The 16,027-nt window shown below is 55.9% G+C and carries 15 protein-coding genes; 3 read left to right on the forward strand and 12 right to left on the reverse strand.

Going from position 1 to position 16,027, the window contains the following annotated elements; all coding sequences use genetic code 11:
- The first annotated feature begins 327 nt into the window (after nt 1-327).
- The gene (locus tag JK621_RS11440) at nt 328-1,191 is read left to right on the forward strand and encodes a shikimate dehydrogenase (RefSeq protein WP_212559897.1); all 864 of its coding nucleotides are present in this window, start codon (nt 328-330) and stop codon (nt 1,189-1,191) included.
- Between the two features lie 38 nt (nt 1,192-1,229).
- Here the strand turns inward: JK621_RS11440 and JK621_RS11445 are convergent, their stop codons facing one another.
- The 4 genes from JK621_RS11445 to JK621_RS11460 all read right to left on the reverse strand — a co-directional run bounded on the left by JK621_RS11445 (nt 1,230) and on the right by JK621_RS11460 (nt 6,038).
- Nucleotides 1,230-3,104, reverse strand: coding sequence for a bifunctional sugar phosphate isomerase/epimerase/4-hydroxyphenylpyruvate dioxygenase family protein (locus JK621_RS11445; protein ID WP_212559898.1), 1,875 nt, complete (start codon nt 3,102-3,104; stop codon nt 1,230-1,232).
- A 182-nt stretch (nt 3,105-3,286) separates the two neighbouring features.
- The gene (locus tag JK621_RS11450; RefSeq protein WP_212559899.1) at nt 3,287-4,165 is read right to left on the reverse strand and encodes an ATP-grasp fold amidoligase family protein; all 879 of its coding nucleotides are present in this window, start codon (nt 4,163-4,165) and stop codon (nt 3,287-3,289) included.
- A 29-nt stretch (nt 4,166-4,194) separates the two neighbouring features.
- Nucleotides 4,195-5,520 (reverse strand): lysine N(6)-hydroxylase/L-ornithine N(5)-oxygenase family protein, encoded by a 1,326-nt coding sequence (locus JK621_RS11455; protein ID WP_212559900.1) that lies wholly within the window; start codon nt 5,518-5,520, stop codon nt 4,195-4,197.
- A gap of 263 nt (nt 5,521-5,783) precedes the next feature.
- The gene (locus tag JK621_RS11460) at nt 5,784-6,038 is read right to left on the reverse strand and encodes a hypothetical protein (protein WP_212559901.1); all 255 of its coding nucleotides are present in this window, start codon (nt 6,036-6,038) and stop codon (nt 5,784-5,786) included.
- 819 nt (nt 6,039-6,857) lie between these two features.
- Between JK621_RS11460 and JK621_RS11465 the strand changes: the two genes are divergently transcribed.
- Both JK621_RS11465 and JK621_RS11470 read left to right on the forward strand, forming a co-directional pair.
- Entirely contained in the window at nt 6,858-7,505 is a 648-nt protein-coding gene (locus JK621_RS11465) for a TetR family transcriptional regulator (RefSeq protein ID WP_212559902.1), read from the forward strand.
- A gap of 21 nt (nt 7,506-7,526) precedes the next feature.
- Nucleotides 7,527-8,360: an IclR family transcriptional regulator domain-containing protein gene (locus JK621_RS11470; RefSeq protein ID WP_212559903.1), complete on the forward strand. Its 834-nt coding sequence runs from the start codon at nt 7,527-7,529 to the stop codon at nt 8,358-8,360.
- On the opposite strand, the gene JK621_RS11475 is transcribed toward JK621_RS11470, so the two are convergent.
- The 8 genes from JK621_RS11475 to JK621_RS11510 form a co-directional block, all read right to left on the reverse strand.
- The gene (locus JK621_RS11475) at nt 8,357-9,694 is read right to left on the reverse strand and encodes a D-serine ammonia-lyase (protein ID WP_212559904.1); all 1,338 of its coding nucleotides are present in this window, start codon (nt 9,692-9,694) and stop codon (nt 8,357-8,359) included. The two genes, JK621_RS11470 and JK621_RS11475, sit on opposite strands and share 4 nt — an antisense overlap.
- Nucleotides 9,695-9,826: 132 nt before the next feature.
- A complete protein-coding gene (locus JK621_RS11480) occupies nt 9,827-10,519 on the reverse strand; it encodes a VIT1/CCC1 transporter family protein (protein WP_212559905.1) in 693 nt (230 codons plus the stop codon).
- Between the two features lie 28 nt (nt 10,520-10,547).
- A complete protein-coding gene (locus JK621_RS11485; protein ID WP_212559906.1) occupies nt 10,548-11,018 on the reverse strand; it encodes a VOC family protein in 471 nt (156 codons plus the stop codon).
- Nucleotides 11,019-11,031: 13 nt separating this feature from the next.
- Complete coding sequence (locus JK621_RS11490; protein ID WP_212559907.1) at nt 11,032-11,385, reverse strand: DUF1428 domain-containing protein; 354 nt, start codon at nt 11,383-11,385, stop codon at nt 11,032-11,034.
- Between the two features lie 116 nt (nt 11,386-11,501).
- A complete protein-coding gene (locus JK621_RS11495; protein ID WP_212559908.1) occupies nt 11,502-12,944 on the reverse strand; it encodes a GGDEF domain-containing protein in 1,443 nt (480 codons plus the stop codon).
- Nucleotides 12,945-13,343: 399 nt separating this feature from the next.
- Entirely contained in the window at nt 13,344-14,015 is a 672-nt protein-coding gene (locus JK621_RS11500; protein WP_212559909.1) for a methionine ABC transporter permease, read from the reverse strand.
- Nucleotides 14,012-14,992, reverse strand: coding sequence for a methionine ABC transporter ATP-binding protein (locus JK621_RS11505; RefSeq protein WP_212559910.1), 981 nt, complete (start codon nt 14,990-14,992; stop codon nt 14,012-14,014). The genes JK621_RS11500 and JK621_RS11505 overlap by 4 nt, the downstream gene beginning before the upstream one ends.
- Nucleotides 14,992-15,804, reverse strand: coding sequence for a MetQ/NlpA family ABC transporter substrate-binding protein (locus JK621_RS11510; RefSeq protein ID WP_212559911.1), 813 nt, complete (start codon nt 15,802-15,804; stop codon nt 14,992-14,994). Before JK621_RS11510 ends, JK621_RS11505 begins: the two co-directional genes overlap by 1 nt.
- Between the last annotated feature and the right edge of the window lie 223 nt (nt 15,805-16,027).

Below are 16,027 nucleotides of genomic sequence, written 5' to 3' on the forward strand. Positions count from 1 at the left end.
TAATCTGGGCGGTTATCGAACCTATTGGTACGTTTATCGCCAAGTTAAAACACCGCACTACCGAGAGCCGATAATACAAAACGCTGAAAACTAATATAATTAATAACCTTATTACCGGGTGAAACGCCAGCGCGGCGGCGAAAAATAATGTTGCCGAAGTGTGAGGAAGATCATTATGACGCTGCCAATGCCCGCAAATTGCTTAACATTCAGCCAACATGATACCGATCACAAATCGAAAATAGCCGGTTTACATAAAGTACCAAATGGTTCATTTTTTCTTCGTGTCGTGATCCACGGCGTCCCAGCCCTGAACCCGGAGAAACCATGAAAAATAATGAACAACCTCGCCCGCTCTATCTGCTCGCCCTGCTGGGCCAGGGCATTCAGGGTTCACTGTCACCGCAGCTGTATGAACAGGAGGCCCGTCGACAAGGCCTTAGGTGCGCCTATCAACTGCTCGATTTCACCCAACGCGGCTGGGCCGACGACCGCCTGCCGGAGGTGCTCGACAGCCTGGCGCTGTTGGGTTTCAGCGGCTGCAATATCACGCATCCGTTCAAGCAACAGGTTATTCCCTGGCTCGATGAGCTGTCGCCGCAGGCCAGCGCCATTGGCGCGGTCAATACCGTGCTGTTCCAGAATGGCAAACGCATTGGCCACAACACCGACTGCGACGGGTTTATCACCCACTTTAGCCAAGGGTTGGCCGGCGAAAATATCCATCGCGTGGTTCAGGTGGGTGCGGGCGGCGCGGGCTATGCGGTGGCTTATGGCCTATTGGCGCACGGCGTCGGTCATTTGATGTTGCACGATCGGGATCCGGCGCGCAGCCACAGCCTGCAACGGCAACTGGCGCGGCACTTTGGCGAACAGCGGATCGGCGTGACGGAAAACGTGGCCGGGGCGCTGGCAGACAGCGATGGCCTGGTACAGGCCACGCCGATCGGCATGACCGGTCACCCGGGCATGCCGGTGGATATCGACTGGCTGCAGCCGCGCCACTGGTTGGCGGACGTGATTTACGTTCCCCGGGAAACCGAACTGGTGAAAAAGGCCCGCGCCAAAGGCTGCCGGGCTATCGTGGGCGACGGCATGGTGGTGCACCAGGCAGCGCTGGCGTTTCAGCTGTATACCGGCCACGCGCCGGATACCGCAAGCATGAGCCAGGTATTCCAGCAGGCCGGTTAACCAGAACGGGCGCGGTCACTGCGAACCGCGCCCTGCCATCACCGCAATTGCCGCATCGCCGCCAAACGCGCCGCACCATTCACCGCACCATACTGGGCGTAACCGCCAAACCTTTGCAGTATTTCAAAGAAGAACCGCCCTTCAGCAAACGGATGGCTGTAGACGTGCAACAGCTCGCCGCCCTGCGCGTCGCGATCGTAGAGAATATGGTGCTGTGCCAGCCGGGCGATAAAGGCGTCATCGAGATCAAAACGGGCAGCCAGATCTTCGTAGTAGTTATCGGCGATGGTCAACAACTGCATGCCGTTGGCCTTGGCCTGTTCAACCGCCTGAAAAATATCCCCGGTCGAGAACGCAACGTGCTGTAGCCCGGCGCCGTGGTAGGTTTCCACCGTTCTGGCGCTGAGCGTCGCACTGCTCTGCGAGACGTTCAGCGGCAAGCGGATGCCGTTACAACGGCTGTGCATCGCCCGGCTGTGCACCAGCCCGTAAGGATCCGGCAGCAGCTGTTCGCCGTCAGGTTCGAAACCCGGTACGCAGCGCAAGAACATCACCCAGTTTTTTAAGGCGCTTTCGGGCATGGCCACCGCCAGATGATCGATACCCTCAAGTGCAGAAGCCGTGGGTGTCGGCTTGTTCAGCAGCTGAAAATCATCCTGATAAATCGCCGCTTCGCCGCCGTTAGCCGGGGTCTCAACCAGGTAGATCAGGCTGCCGTCGGGTGCGCACAGCGCCGGAATGCGGTGTTCATTTGGGCCAACCTGCCCCTGATAAACCGGATAACCGAAATCATGCGCCCGCTGTAGCAACGCGGACGGATTAGGCACCCGCCAGGCCATGGCGCACAGCGAAACGCCATGCCGCTCACGGTAATCATCGGCAAAGGAGTCGTTTTGCTGGTTAAGGATGATGCGCACCGCGCCGTTTTGATACAGTGTCACCGCCTTGGAACGGTGCTCACCGCGCAGGCTGAACCCCATCTGCCGCAGCCAGCCGGCCAGGTTTTCCGCCTCCTGCCCGTTTACCGCAAACTCGATAAATTCAATCTGCTGGCTTTCAGGCAAAGGCGCGCTGTTGAATAACTCAGGCGTGGGCGGTTGGGTGGCGGCCACCTGTTCTTCCAGGTACAGCAGCGAGCGCAGGCCGTCCTGCGCCGTTGGCGTGCTCGGCGTGGCGCGAAAACCGTCGTTGAAAATTTCCAGCGACCAGGGGCCGGCGTAGCCTTTTTCAACCAGTCGACGGGTGAACTCGACCAGCGGCAACTCCCCCTGACCGGGGAAACAACGAAAATGCCGGCTCCATTCGATCACTTCCATGTTCATCAATGGCGCATCGGCCAGTTGCAGGAAGCTGATTTTCTCCGCCGGGATATCGTCCAGTTGATCGAGGTTATCGCCCAACGCCAAAATATGAAAACTGTCCAGCACCAGCCCCAACGAAGGGCTGTCGACGGCGCGAACCCGTTCCCAGGCCTGGCGATAGCGATTCACATGCCGCCCCCAGGCGAGCGCCTCGTACCCCACCACCATGCCTTGTTGCTGAGCCAGATCGGCCAGACGCCCCAGATCCTCAATCTGCAGTTCAATCTCTGCGGAGCAGTCGGGCGCTACGTTGCTGCACAGCAGCATGCGGTCGCAGCCAAGCTCCTGCATCAGCGCAAACTTGCGCCGCACGCGTTCGAGATTGGCCGCCAGCCGATCGCGTGGGCCACCCTCAAAGTCGCGAAACGGCTGGAACAGCGTAATCGCCAGCCCAAGTTCCTGCGCCAGACGACGGATATCCGCCGGTTTGCCGGGATAATACAGCAGGTCGTTTTCAAAAATCTCCACGCCGTCAAAACCGGCGGCGGCAATCGCTTCCAGCTTTTCCGGCAGGGTTCCTGCGATGGAGACGGTGGCTATAGAACGAAACATGACTTTTCCCCTTTGCGACAGTGGTTACAAATCGGCTCGCCGTCGTTAAAGGGGGAAACGGGCGGCGGCATATGCAGTTATAAATGAACCATAAGGTTCATTGTGTCAATGCGCCGCCCGCGAACGTTAACAACTCTTTAACCCGGATCACAAAAGCGCCGCCGCTGTGCGGGGATCAGAGGTTATTTCAGCTTAAGCATCTTCCCGAGCAGGATATCCGTGGGTTCGAGTATGTCCGTATCAAGCCCTGCGGAAGGGGTGAAGGTCAACTCGCCAAAAATGACTTTGCCATTGGAGATATAGAAGTCGACGCGGACAAATTCAAAGGGTTCAGACAATTTTCTGGCGTACTCAAAGAGCTCATCGTAACCTTCGGGTTTAACAAAAGCGTCGATCTCTTCCTGGCTGAGCGCCAGGCAGTCCTCGCTATAACAAAGAAACTTGAAGTCTTTATCGAAGAAGTAATATTTCGGCATGCCGGTTTCTCTGCCGACACACAGTAACGTGCAATAAGGAACGCCATGAAAACAGTATATTTTATAATCATCAGGACCAGCGCCATTCGATGACTCTATAAATTTCTCACCTATTATTTTTTTATTGATCTTCTTGTAGTTTAACTCCGCATAGACCTTCCAATAGTCCTCACGCATCCAGTTTTCAATGGTTTTCGATGTTTGCACCCTATCCAATGCGCTTTTATCCTGACAAATCAGGTTGTAACCTGAACCGTGGTTCCCCTTAATCACAAACTTGTCAGGTAAGGAACCCCATGGGATCTCATGAACCGAATCGCAGGCGAAATAGAGCTCATTGAGAATTTCTTCACATCCTTTGGCTTTCAGATACTCTCTGACTGCGTATTTATCCGCACATTGCGTGACCAATGCATTGTTGCTGTAATCGTTGAGTTTGAGATAATTTATCTTCTCGTTCCATGTCGATGGCGGGTTTAAATTCAATTTTTTCCCGAATGCCTTTTTATATATAAATTTGGTCTTGAACGTGGGCGCGAATGTCGCCAATTGATTCATGATGAATTTATTAATGTGTCTTCTCATGCAACCTGTCTCATCATTTGATAAAAATATTAAAAGGGTGACCGGGATGTCCCAAAGGAATTTAAAGCGATTGGCTGTTCTTGCTCACTGCGCCATTGAATCATCGCTGGTGCGGTGCTCAGATCAAATTGGTTCTGACCTAAAGCCCGGTTGAGAATGCGAGCCGAGCGCCAGGCTATCAGGCTAAGCTGAGGATCGGCAATGCCGTGCTGGTGCATGCTGGCGTTGACCGCAAACAAGCAATTCTCATGTTCCCCTTCCCGCTCAAGGGCAAAATCAGAAGCAATGCGATATTGCCCATCGGCGGTGGTCAACAAACGATCGGCCAGGGAATCAAGAAAGGCCGGGCGGACCTGTTCATAACCGGTGGCAAAAATAACCACGTCTGCATCAACGCTTTCTCGCCCGTGATCAAGGTGATGCAGCGTCTCTAACTGATAAGCATTGTCTTTGGCATTAAGGGTCGTAACAGAACGGCTGGGCAGCAAGCGCACCCATCGCTTCTCACGGAGCACATCGAAGTGGTGATACAGGGCGCGATAAATGGCCAACAGAGACTCGCTGGTGATCCCGTCAGAAGTCATCTTCTGTTCCTGCAGCATGTGTTCTTTGGCCGCGTGGCCGAGCGTGTAGAAGTTGTCGACATAATCTGGCGTAAAATACTCGTTGGCAAAGGCGGCTTCATCAAGCGCGTTGTAGTTGTTGCGCCGAGATATCCAGCTAAGCTGTTCGGGCCGGCCCCATTCCCCCTGGAAAATATTCAAGAACAGGTCAGCGCCGCTTTGGCCTCCACCGACAATGGCTACGCGTTTTCCGGCCAGGTTTGGCTGGCGCAGCATCATTTCGCTGGCGTGAAAACATTGATCATTTTGTTGGGTTACACAGGCCGGCAGTTTGATTTGCTTGCCTATACCCACGCACAGGTGTTTGGCGTAAAGCACGTCATTCTGGGTGGTGACGACAAACTGCCGCTGATTGTCGTCAAAGTCGACACGGCGAACCTCTTGGTTGAACATCAGCGAATCCAAACCCGTTGCCGCCCAGTTGAGATAATCGGCAAACTCTTCGCGTGACGCGGTACGCTGTTCAGTCGTCAGGAAGCGGTAGAACTTTTTGCTCTTCACCAGATAGTTGAGAAAACTATAAGGGTTGGTTGGCGAGACGGCGGTGACCAGATCCTTCAAGAAATGGGTCTGCATGCTGCTATCCGCCAGGATCATGCCCGGGTGCCAGGAAAAGTGCGGTTTGCGTTCGAGGAATTTGCAATTGAAGCCTGCGATTTCGCTTCCAAGCGCAGCAAGGCTGAGGTTGGACGGACCGATACCAACACCGATAAAGTCCAAACGCTGGTTCATTGAGTGTGCTCCTGAGTGAATAAATATATATCCCAAAGATATCTTGCGGTCCGGTAAAGTAACGCAACTAAACTAAATAGTGCCATTGGGCTTATTGACGCCCTCGGAGTTTAGGCACGACTTTCATTTACCCTCTGCGGATTGTTACCTTTCCCTGACGCTTGCCATTAGCAACCACAAGATAAAAATATTAAAATTACCGTAATAGATCGTCGTTTTATTTCACTTAAAATTCTCACGCATCACGTTTTGGCAAGAGAATTTCAGCTAAAATAAGAACGCTTTGCAGCGCTATGAAAAGAGAGTGCTTCAGGAGGTAAATTCGAGACAATGAAATCCAATAGTTCAAAAGAAAAATCCATAACATGTCCCTGTATATCCCGCATAACATCATCCTTAATTAGACATTGCCGGTTCAGAGTAGCGGCAAAACTGCGGTCTGGCATGTAAAAAAACATAAAATCAAACTCAACGCGCTTTGTTAATGTGAAAATAAAAGTGAAATCGTCAATGTTCATAAAATTTCACTTGGGTTTGGCCGCAACCACAGGCGTTTCTCCGGGTTGCAATGCCTCTTCACGAGAACAACAAATCAACAAAAATCATTTAAAATCAATAAATTGAAAATTATCATTATAAGCCAACCGCCAGATTTAACTTCGCGCAACGCCTGTGTATTTTCTATCCACCCATATCATCGCATTCCGCTTTTTTTGCGATATTTGAGATTCGCCGTCGAAGTGATTATCCGAATTATATTTCCGTCACCGTATTTTCAGGCATTTTATCCTGCTGTTATCGCCTATACGGCAGTTTTCCCTTCTCACTTGCCATAAATATCTGTGCTCTGGCATAAATGGGCGCTTTATCGATATTGCCGACTCTGGGTCAAACATGTCGATTCCCATTGAACGGCGACAGGTAAAATTAAGCCTTGCGGTGATAGAAAGCTAAAAGCCTGAGCTCATCCGGGCATGATTTGCAAACGCACTTCGTCATAAACAACCGGAGGGAAGAGTGAATCGTGGAAGTTTGGGGGGGGAGCCATTTACTGTACGAACGCCATCAGTTTACATAATCCATTTTCAAACCCAGAGTTAATGATTTTCATATCAACTGCAGCATTTGTTCAGATGAATATATTCTCTGCTCAGTATGCAAAAATAAAAAAACCTCTCTTATTAATAGGATTCCCTTTCAGATTCAAATTCAGGCCCCCCTATTCCACACTTTTATAGCAACATGATAGCGCTCACAAAAGCGCCGCCGCAGCGGATTGTATTACCCGGTGACCCCGGTTACTCTTAACCGGTGTACCCAAACGATAAGTGACTGATGTGTTGAACAATGATGATATCCCCGCCACCAAACGCAAAAATGACCCTGTCGGCCTGAAACAGCGCATCTTCGCCGGGGCGCTGAGTGAGTTTGCCGAAGCGGGCCTGAAAGGCGCCCGCATGGAGAACATTGCCGAGCACGCGGCCACCACCAAACGCATGGTGGTTTATCATTTCAAGAACAAGGAGTCGCTCTATCTGGAGGTGCTCGAGCACGTGTATCAGCATATCCGCGCGCACGAATCCTCATTGGATCTGCACGCGTTGCCGCCGGTAGAAGCGATGACCCGGCTGGTTGAGGAAAGCTTCAATTACCACGCGGAGCACCCTGACTTCATCCGCGTGATTTGCATGGAAAACATGCTGCGTGGCCAGTACATCCGCCAGTCCCCGCGCATCAAGGCGCTGAATCAGAGCGCCCTGACTTTGCTGGAAGATATTTTGCAGCGCGGCAAGCAAAGCCGGGAGTTTACTGCAGATGCCAGCGCCGCCGACGTGCACCGCTTGATCAGCAGCCTGTGTTTCCACTATGTTGCCAACCAGTACACCTTTAATACGCTGTTCGAAAGTCATGAACCGCCGGAAGACCAGGTTATCCATAACCGCCGGCTGGCCGTCGTGGCGACCCTGCGCTATCTGGCGCTGTAAGCATTTAAACCGGGAGCCTGAATGACCAAGATCTCTGCCGGCGAAGACATCGCCACCCATGACATTTCGCTGCCCGCCGCCAGCGGCGATCCCTTCAAGGGCGATCCCAACTTTATGGCCTCGCTGGCGCGGGGGTTGGAGGTGATCCAGGCCTTTACCCCGCAACGCCGCCTGATGTCGATTTCGCAAATCAGCCAGAAAACCGGCATTCCGCGCGCCGCGGTGCGCCGTTGTCTGTATACCCTGAACAAGCTGGGGTTCGTTTACGCGCAGGACGGCAAAAACTTCGAGCTGCGCCCGCGTATTCTGACGCTGGCCCACGCCTATCTCGGCTCGACGCCGTTGGCCAAGGCCACCCAGCCGGTACTGAAACACATCAGCCAATTGCTGAATGAATCCTGTTCCATCGCCACGCTGGACGGCGACAATATTTTGTATATCGCCCGCGCCTCCGCCGAACGCATCATGACTATCGATCTGAACATAGGCAGCCGGCTGCCGGCGTTCGCCACCTCGATGGGGCGCGTGCTGCTGAGCCATTTGCCGGCGGATAAGCGGGATGATTACCTGCAACGCATCACCCTGATGCGCTATACGCAGTACACCATCGGTTCCATCGACAAACTGCGTGAAGAGCTGGATAAGGTCCGCGCGCAGGGTTATGCGATTAACGATCAGGAACTGGAAATCGGCCTGCGTTCCATTGCCGTGCCGATCATGTCGGCCAACGGCAGCGTCACCGCCGCGTTAAACGTCGGCGTACAGGCCGGCCACGTTCCGGTAAGCGAATTGACCGAGCGCATCCTGCCGATCCTGCTCGAAGGTGCGCAAGAGCTTTCGCTGCTGACGCACTAACCGGCCTCGTGCGCACTGGCCAGATATTTCGCCATCTCCGCCTCTGGCACCATGCCGCCGCCGGTAGCCCATACCAGGTGAGTGGCCTGGTTCATCTGCTGTTCGTCCAGCCCGCGTTCGGCCAGCCACTCAGAGTTAGCCGCCACGCGCCACGGCCCCGCCATGCCCGCCAGCGCTGAAGGCTCCAGTTGAATGTGCTCCTGGCGATCCAACAGCCCAAGCAGCGCGAACATCTCGCGATCGCTTAAGGTGTAAAAAGCGCTGAGCAGGCGCTCCATGGCGCGGCCAACAAAGCCGGAAGCGCGCCCAACCGCCAGCCCGTCCGCGGCGGTTTGATTATCGATGCCCAGATCCTGAACCGCGATCCGATCATGCAGCCCGGTATAGACCCCAAGCAGCATGCACGGCGAGTGCGTCGGTTCGGCAAAGATGCAGTGAACGTGGTCGCCAAAGGCCAGTTTCAACCCGAAAGCCACTCCGCCCGGCCCGCCGCCGACGCCGCAGGGCAGATAGACAAACAGCGGGTGCTGCGCGTCAACCGGAATGCCGCGCTCGGCGAACTGCCGCTTCAGGCGGCCACCGGCCACCGCATAACCGAGAAACAGCGTTTGCGAGTTTTCGTCATCGATAAAAAAGCAGCTCGGATCGCCCGCTGCCTGCAGGCGGCCCTGCTCAACGGCGACGCCGTAATCTTGCTGGTACTCGATCACGTTGACGCCATTGTCGCGCAGCTTCTGCTTTTTCCATTCGCGCGCGTCCGCCGACATGTGTACGCTAACGCTGAATCCCAACCTGGCGCTGATAATACCGATAGACATCCCCAGATTGCCGGTTGACCCCACGGCAATGCGGTAACGGCTGAAAAACTGGCGGAACTCCTCCGAGAACAGCTTGCCGTAGTCGTCCGTAAGCTGTAACAACCCCGCCTCCAGCGCCAGTTTTTCCGCATGCGCCAGCACCTCATAGATGCCCCCGCGCGCCTTGATTGAACCGGAAATCGGCAGATGGCTGTCTTTTTTCAGCAGCAAATGGCCACCGAGCCTCAGCCCATAGCGCTGGTCGAGCGCAGCTTGCATCGCCGGAATGGCGACAACCTCGGATTCGATCACGCCGTTGGCGGCCCGGGTTTCCGGGAAAGCGGCGCTCAGGTAGGGAGCGAAACGCGCCAGCCGCCGCTCCGCGTCGGCGACGTCGTCGGCGCCCAATCCGACGTACGGCAACCCCGCCTGCACAGTCGTTGCACGCGGGTTGAACCAGGTTATCGGGTTGAGGTCGATCAGGTCTTGCACCAAAGGGAATTGCGTAACCCACTGCTGAATCTGTGATTTATCCATTATAATTCTCTACGCTACCTAACCGTTTCCCCTAGGGTGCAGCGATTCGCCGGCGCTGACAAATGATAAAAACTCAGCCTTGCGTGAACGGCATTAATGCAAAAACTGATTTTTGTTGCGCGGCTAGCCTACCTATGACCCCAGCGCGGTCCCAAACAGCAGGCCAACGCCGGAGGAAACCGCCATCGCCAGCGCGCTCCAGAACAGGATACGCACTATGCCCGGGCGGATCGGTGCGCCGCCTGCCCTGGCGGCAACACCCCCGAGAATGCCCAAAGACACCAGTGCGGAGACCACGATGGCCGGAATGGTCCATGCGAGCGGTGCCAGCACCGCGACCAATAACGGCAGCAGCGCCCCGACGGAAAAGCTCAACGCCGAGGCCAGCGCCGCCTGCAACGGCCGCGCCGTGGTGATGGCCGAAATCCCCAATTCATCGCGGGCATGGGCTCCCAACGCATCATGAGCCATCAGTTTTTCCGCCACCTGTTTGGCCAACGCCAAATCCAACCCGCGATGCACATAAATAGATGTCAGTTCACGGTGCTCGCCCGGGTAATCGCTGAGCAACTCCGACTGCTCCTCCGCCAGAGCGGCCTTTTCCGTATCCGCCTGCGATGATACCGAAACGTATTCGCCGGTAGCCATCGACATCGCGCCGGCAACCAGCCCTGCAATGCCGGCCAGCAAAATGCCGCCGTGCGCCGCATTGGCCGCCGCCACGCCGAGCAACAGGCTGGCCGTCGAGACAATCCCGTCGTTTGCGCCCAGCACCGCCGCCCGGAGCCAACCTATATTCTCAATGCTGTGCCGCTCTTTGTGCATCAGGCCCGTCCTTGTCGTGGGGGAAAAGTTAACCGCGAGCCGCCGCTTCCAGCCCGGCGATATCCAGTTTTACCATCTGCAACATAGCTTCAGTCACCCGTTTCACCTTCGCGCTGTCGGGGTCGCTCATCAACTCACCCAGCCGCTGGGGAACAATCTGCCAGCTCAGCCCCCAGCGATCGCGCAACCAGCCGCACTGCTCTATGGTGCCGCCTTCGCTTAACGCTTCCCACAGCCGATCCACTTCAGCCTGATCCGCGCATTCGACCATAATCGAAAAACTGTGATTGAAAGCATCGAGCGGGCCGGCTTCAATCGCCGCATAGCGCTGATCGCCGAGGGTAAAGGCCGCCAGTTTTACGCTGCCTGCGGGGCCGCTCGGGGTATCGGCGGGCAAGGTGGAGCTCCAGGTCAGGGAGGAACCGGGGATCAGCGCTATGTAACAACGCAGCGCCGCTTCCATGTCTTTTTCAAACCACAGGTGTTGTGTGATCTTCATCGCACCCTCCCCGCTACGCGTCAATGATAGGTTCGAAACCGCCGAAAATCATGCGTTTGCCGTCAAACGGCATCTGATCGCCCAGCGCCTTCATGCGCGGATCGTTCATCATTTTCTCGTTGGCGGCGTCGCGCACCGCTTTTGAGGGATATTCGATCCAGCTGAAAACCACCACTTCATCGGCCCCGGCTTTCACCGCACCGCGAAAATCGGTGAGTTTACCTTCGGGCACGTCGTTACCCCAACATTCGACGATCCGCGTCGCGCCGAACTCTTTAAACAAGGGTGCGGCCGTGGCGGCCAGTTTCAGGTACGCCTCCTTATTGGCGGCAGGTACCGCGACAACAAAGCCATCAACATAGTTCATGAGATGATTCCTCCTGTCCGTTCGGACATCAGGTAGGGCGCAAGCGACATTGCCCACGCTCCCTTTCATTTTAGCCCCCTTGGTCGGGGTCAACCATGAACGACAAACGGTGGATTTCAGTGGTCGCTGTAAATCGGCGGGGATATTTCTGGCGTGGCGACGCGGTTGCGGCCGCCATTTTTGGCTTTGTAGACTGCCATGTCGGCAATTTTCAACAGATTATCAAGGCTTTGCTCTGTACCGCCGAGGCAGGTAACCATACCTATGCTAACGGTGATTTGCAGATGATTGCCGGCGGGCATGGCGATCGATTCGATTTCCACCCGCCGGCGCAAACGTTCGGCCAGATACAGCGCATCCTGCTGGCGCTCGAGAAGCGCAACGATCGCGAACTCCTCCCCGCCCATACGGCCAAACAGATCGGAATCGCGCAGATCGCCGGCAATGGCGCGGGTAAAGGAAATCAGTGCGGCGTCACCGCCGGAGTGCCCAAAGCGATCGTTGATGGATTTGAAGTAGTCGATGTCCAGCATCATGACGCAAACCTGCTCGCCTTTTTGGGTGAGCAACCGCGCGCCGCGCTGCATAAAGGCATTGCGCGTCAGCACATGGGTCAGAGCGTCATGGTTCGCCACGTGTTCCAACTGCCGCAGCAGCGCATTACGGGCGAAATTCATGCTGGCGATCGCAATCGGCCCCAGCGCCAACAGCGCTACCCCAAGCCGCATCGACACGGTGTTCTGCAGCGCCTTCATATCGACGTTAATGGCGATCAGCCCCAAATCGATGGCCAAATGGCACCATAAAACGTAGATCAGCACCACCACCAGGGTGGAGAACAGTGAAAACGACATCGCCAGCCACAGCAGGATCGGTATGGGGAAAATCACGGCGCCAGGCCCGCCAATCAGGATACTGCCAACGCAAGCCAGCACCAGCAGGATAAGAACCGCCAGTTTTCTGCCGGTGTTATACCACCCGTGCCGCCGGGTAATGCCCTGAGCCATACCACGCAGATAGGCTCGCCAATCCGCAGGAAAAGCCAGGATAAACGGCATCAACGTAATGTAATTGGTAAATTCCGAAGACATCCACAGCGCCAGAGCGGGGAAATATTCGCGATCAAACAACAGCACCGAGGCCAAGGCACCTATTACCCCGGTGACGGCGGCGCTGACCAGACAAATGGCAAACAGATAAACGCTGGATGACGTGCGTTCCAGCGTTCTGACCTGCGGCGGCACGCGCTTAAACAACTGATACCCCACCACGACGCCGGCAATATTGGCGCAGTTCAGCAGCAGGGCTTTGTCGAGCGCGCTGCCGGTGAGCAGATCTGCCGTCAAATACCCCAACATCGCCATCGCCCAGCCTAAACGGCTGACAAGTTTCGGATAACGAACGAACACCGCCAGCAACACCGCATTGCCCGGCCAAAATGCCGCCAGAAAGCCAATGGGCCGGCTCTCGATACCGAAGAGGCAGGCGGCGAACACCAGTATAAAGACGGTGAGCGCAGGCCGTAATGTTGTGGTGTCAGGTGACGGGATGGTGTGCATCTTGCTTCCAGAGCGTTCAAAGAATACGGATAAAAACCTGCCAACATGATGAGGGGCGACAACCGATTCATCATACCTGAGGATGCGCGTGAAAAATGAGCGGCCAGAGTGGCATTATTGCGACTTTCACAGGTCCGATCACCTGTTAATTGAAGGTTTGGCAAAAATATTTATAGATCAACTGTAGCGCCAAATGGGGCAATACACCCGCCTTCCCGCAAACCAGGATCAAGGCAGAAAACGTTGGCGTGGATTCTTGCAGCGGAGCCACACAGACTGAGCCTGTGGCCATGATGTTCAGACCTTTGGCGCCGTTTATCAACGGCGCCTTGTTGTGGCGGATTTTCCCGTCATTTCAACGCCTCTTGCGGTGCATGACAAAACCGGGCCAGCGGCCCACTAACGCCGATGCGCCAGCGAGCGGACCAGGCGATCGCCCAGGGTTTGCACGCCCTGCACCAGGAGCACCAAAATAATCACCGTCGCGATCATCACCTGATTGTTGAAACGTTGATAACCATAACGGATCGCCAGATCGCCTAATCCGCCGCCGCCGATCACGCCGGCCATGGAGGAAAAACCAATCAGCATCACCACCGTCAGCGTCAGCCCGGCCAACAGCGTCGGCAAGGCTTCCGGCAGCAGCACTTTAAAAATGACGTGGCGCACATTGCCGCCCATCGACAAAATCGCCTCGACCCGCCCTTTTTCCACCTCATCCAGCGCCGACTCGACGATGCGCGCAAAGAATGGAAAAGCGCCAATGGTGATCGGCACTACCGCCGCGGAGCTACCTAACGTGGTGCCGATAATCAGCCGGGTTAACGGGATCAAGGCTATCAACAGCACCACAAACGGCAGCGAGCGCCCCAGATTGACGATTGCGCCCAGCGCCCCGTTGATGCGCGGTGCGGGCAAGATGCCCTGCTTGCGGGTGATAAACAGCACCACGCCAAGCGGCAGACCGAGCAATAAGGTAAACAGCGACGCCAGCGCCACCATATACAAGGTTTCGCCGGTGGCGTTCAGCACCAGCGCCAGAAGATCTTCCCAGGGCAATTGGTTTCTCATAGCAATTCGGCCCTCACGCCCCGTTGATTGAGGAACGCCACCACTTCCGCCAAAGGCAAACCACCCTGCGGCGATCGCAACCCCACCCGGAAACGGCCGACGCTCTGGCCGGCAATCAGTTCAACGCCCCCGCCCAGCAGCGTAACGTCCACCGCATGGCGCTGCGCCAGTTCGCTGAGCACCGGCGAGGCGCGCACGCTGTCGAAAAATGTCAGCTCCGCCACCTGGGTTTCCGGCGCCACCGGCGTCAGGCAACCCGGCAACAACGCCTGCCCCAGCGGCGATGCCGGGTCCGCCAGCAGCTCGCCAATCGGCCCCCATTCAACCACCCGCCCGGCGGCCAGCAGCGCCGCATGGTCACAAATGGCCTTCACCACGTCCAGTTCGTGGGTGATCAGCACAATGGTTAATCCCAACTGGCGGTTGATGTCTTTCAACAAGGCAAGAATAGAGGCGGTGGTTTCCGGATCCAGCGCGCTGGTCGCCTCATCGGAAAGCAAATAGTCCGGCCGGGCCGCCAGCGCCCGGGCGATACCGACGCGCTGTTTCTGCCCGCCTGACAGCTGAGAAGGAAAAGCGCGTGCCTTGTCGTTCAGCCCGACCAGATCGAGCAGTTCAGCGGCGCGGCGAAGGCGTTCCGCACGGGGTACGCCGGCGATCTCCAGCGGCAAGGTGATGTTATCCCGTACGTTGCGGGCATGCAGCAGATTGAACCCCTGAAATATCATGCCGATACGTTGGCGCTGGCGCCGCAGTTCCGCTTCGCTCAGTTGGGTCAGATCGCGCCCGTCCATCAAAATGCGGCCCGTGCTGGGCCGCTCCAGCAAATTAAGGCAGCGGATCAGGGTGCTCTTGCCCGCGCCGCTGCGGCCGATAATGCCGAACACCGAGCCGTCGTTAATGGTAAGCGACACCTGTTCCAGCGCCGGCGTTTCACCGGCGCCGTAGGTTTTACCAAGCCGTTCTACGACAATCATCAGCCGGCGTCCGCAGGTGCCACGGGGATCACCGAGCCCTGATATTTTTGCTGAATGAATTTGGCCACCTCTGGCGACTGCAAATCTTTGGCCAGTTGCCTGATGCGCGGATCGTTCTCCAGTTGCGGTGTCGTGACCAGAATATTGGCATAGGGATTATTTTTCGGACTTTCCAGCCCCAGCGCGTCCCTGGCTGGCGTAAGCCCGGCCTCCAGCGCATAGTTGCCGTTAATTACCGCCAAATCGACGTCATCCAATGCACGCGGGATCTGTGGCGATTCAATCTCCAGTATCTTGAGGTGTTTGGGGTTGTTGGCAATGTCTTTTGGCGTTGCCTGATCCTTGGCCGGATCGTTAAAACCGGCTTTCAGGGTAATCAGCTCTTGCGCCTGCAGCAGGTACAGCGCCCGGCTGAGGTTAGTGACGTTATTGGGCACCGCCACCTTGGCGTTGTCCGGCACCTCGCTCAGCTTTTTATACTTGCTCGAGTAGATGCCCAGCGGTTCGATATGCACGCTGGCCGCCACGGCGAATTTTGTGCCCAGCGCCTGTTCCTGCGAATGCAGATAAGGCAGGTGCTGGAAGTAGTTGGCATCCACGTCGCCGTGCGCCAACAGCTCATTGGAATTCACGCCGTTACCGATCTCAATCACCTTCAGTTTCAGCTGTGGATCAATTTTCTGCACGTAGGCCAGGATCTCCGCATGGGGCACCGGATCGGCCGCCACCCGCAGCGGTTCCGCCGCCAGCAGAGAGGCCGGTAGCGCCAGCACCGTCAGCAGAGCCAAACGGGAAATCGTCGTTTTAAACATGGTCACCCCCAATGAAAGATCAAAACTCTGCGCCGGTTAAGAACCGTACGTTCTTATTTATGGTCATTTGATGCCATAAAGTAATAAAAAATTAGCACCAAGCCTTCGCGCGTCACCAATACCGTTCCGTTATAAGGTATTAATAATTATAATATTATTAATGAATTAGCTTTGCCGAAAATGGCATATGGGATCCTTTCCTTCATTGCTACGCTGGCAGCCT

This window comes from Serratia plymuthica (assembly GCF_018336935.1).
Classification (GTDB): Bacteria; Pseudomonadota; Gammaproteobacteria; order Enterobacterales; family Enterobacteriaceae; genus Serratia; species Serratia plymuthica_B.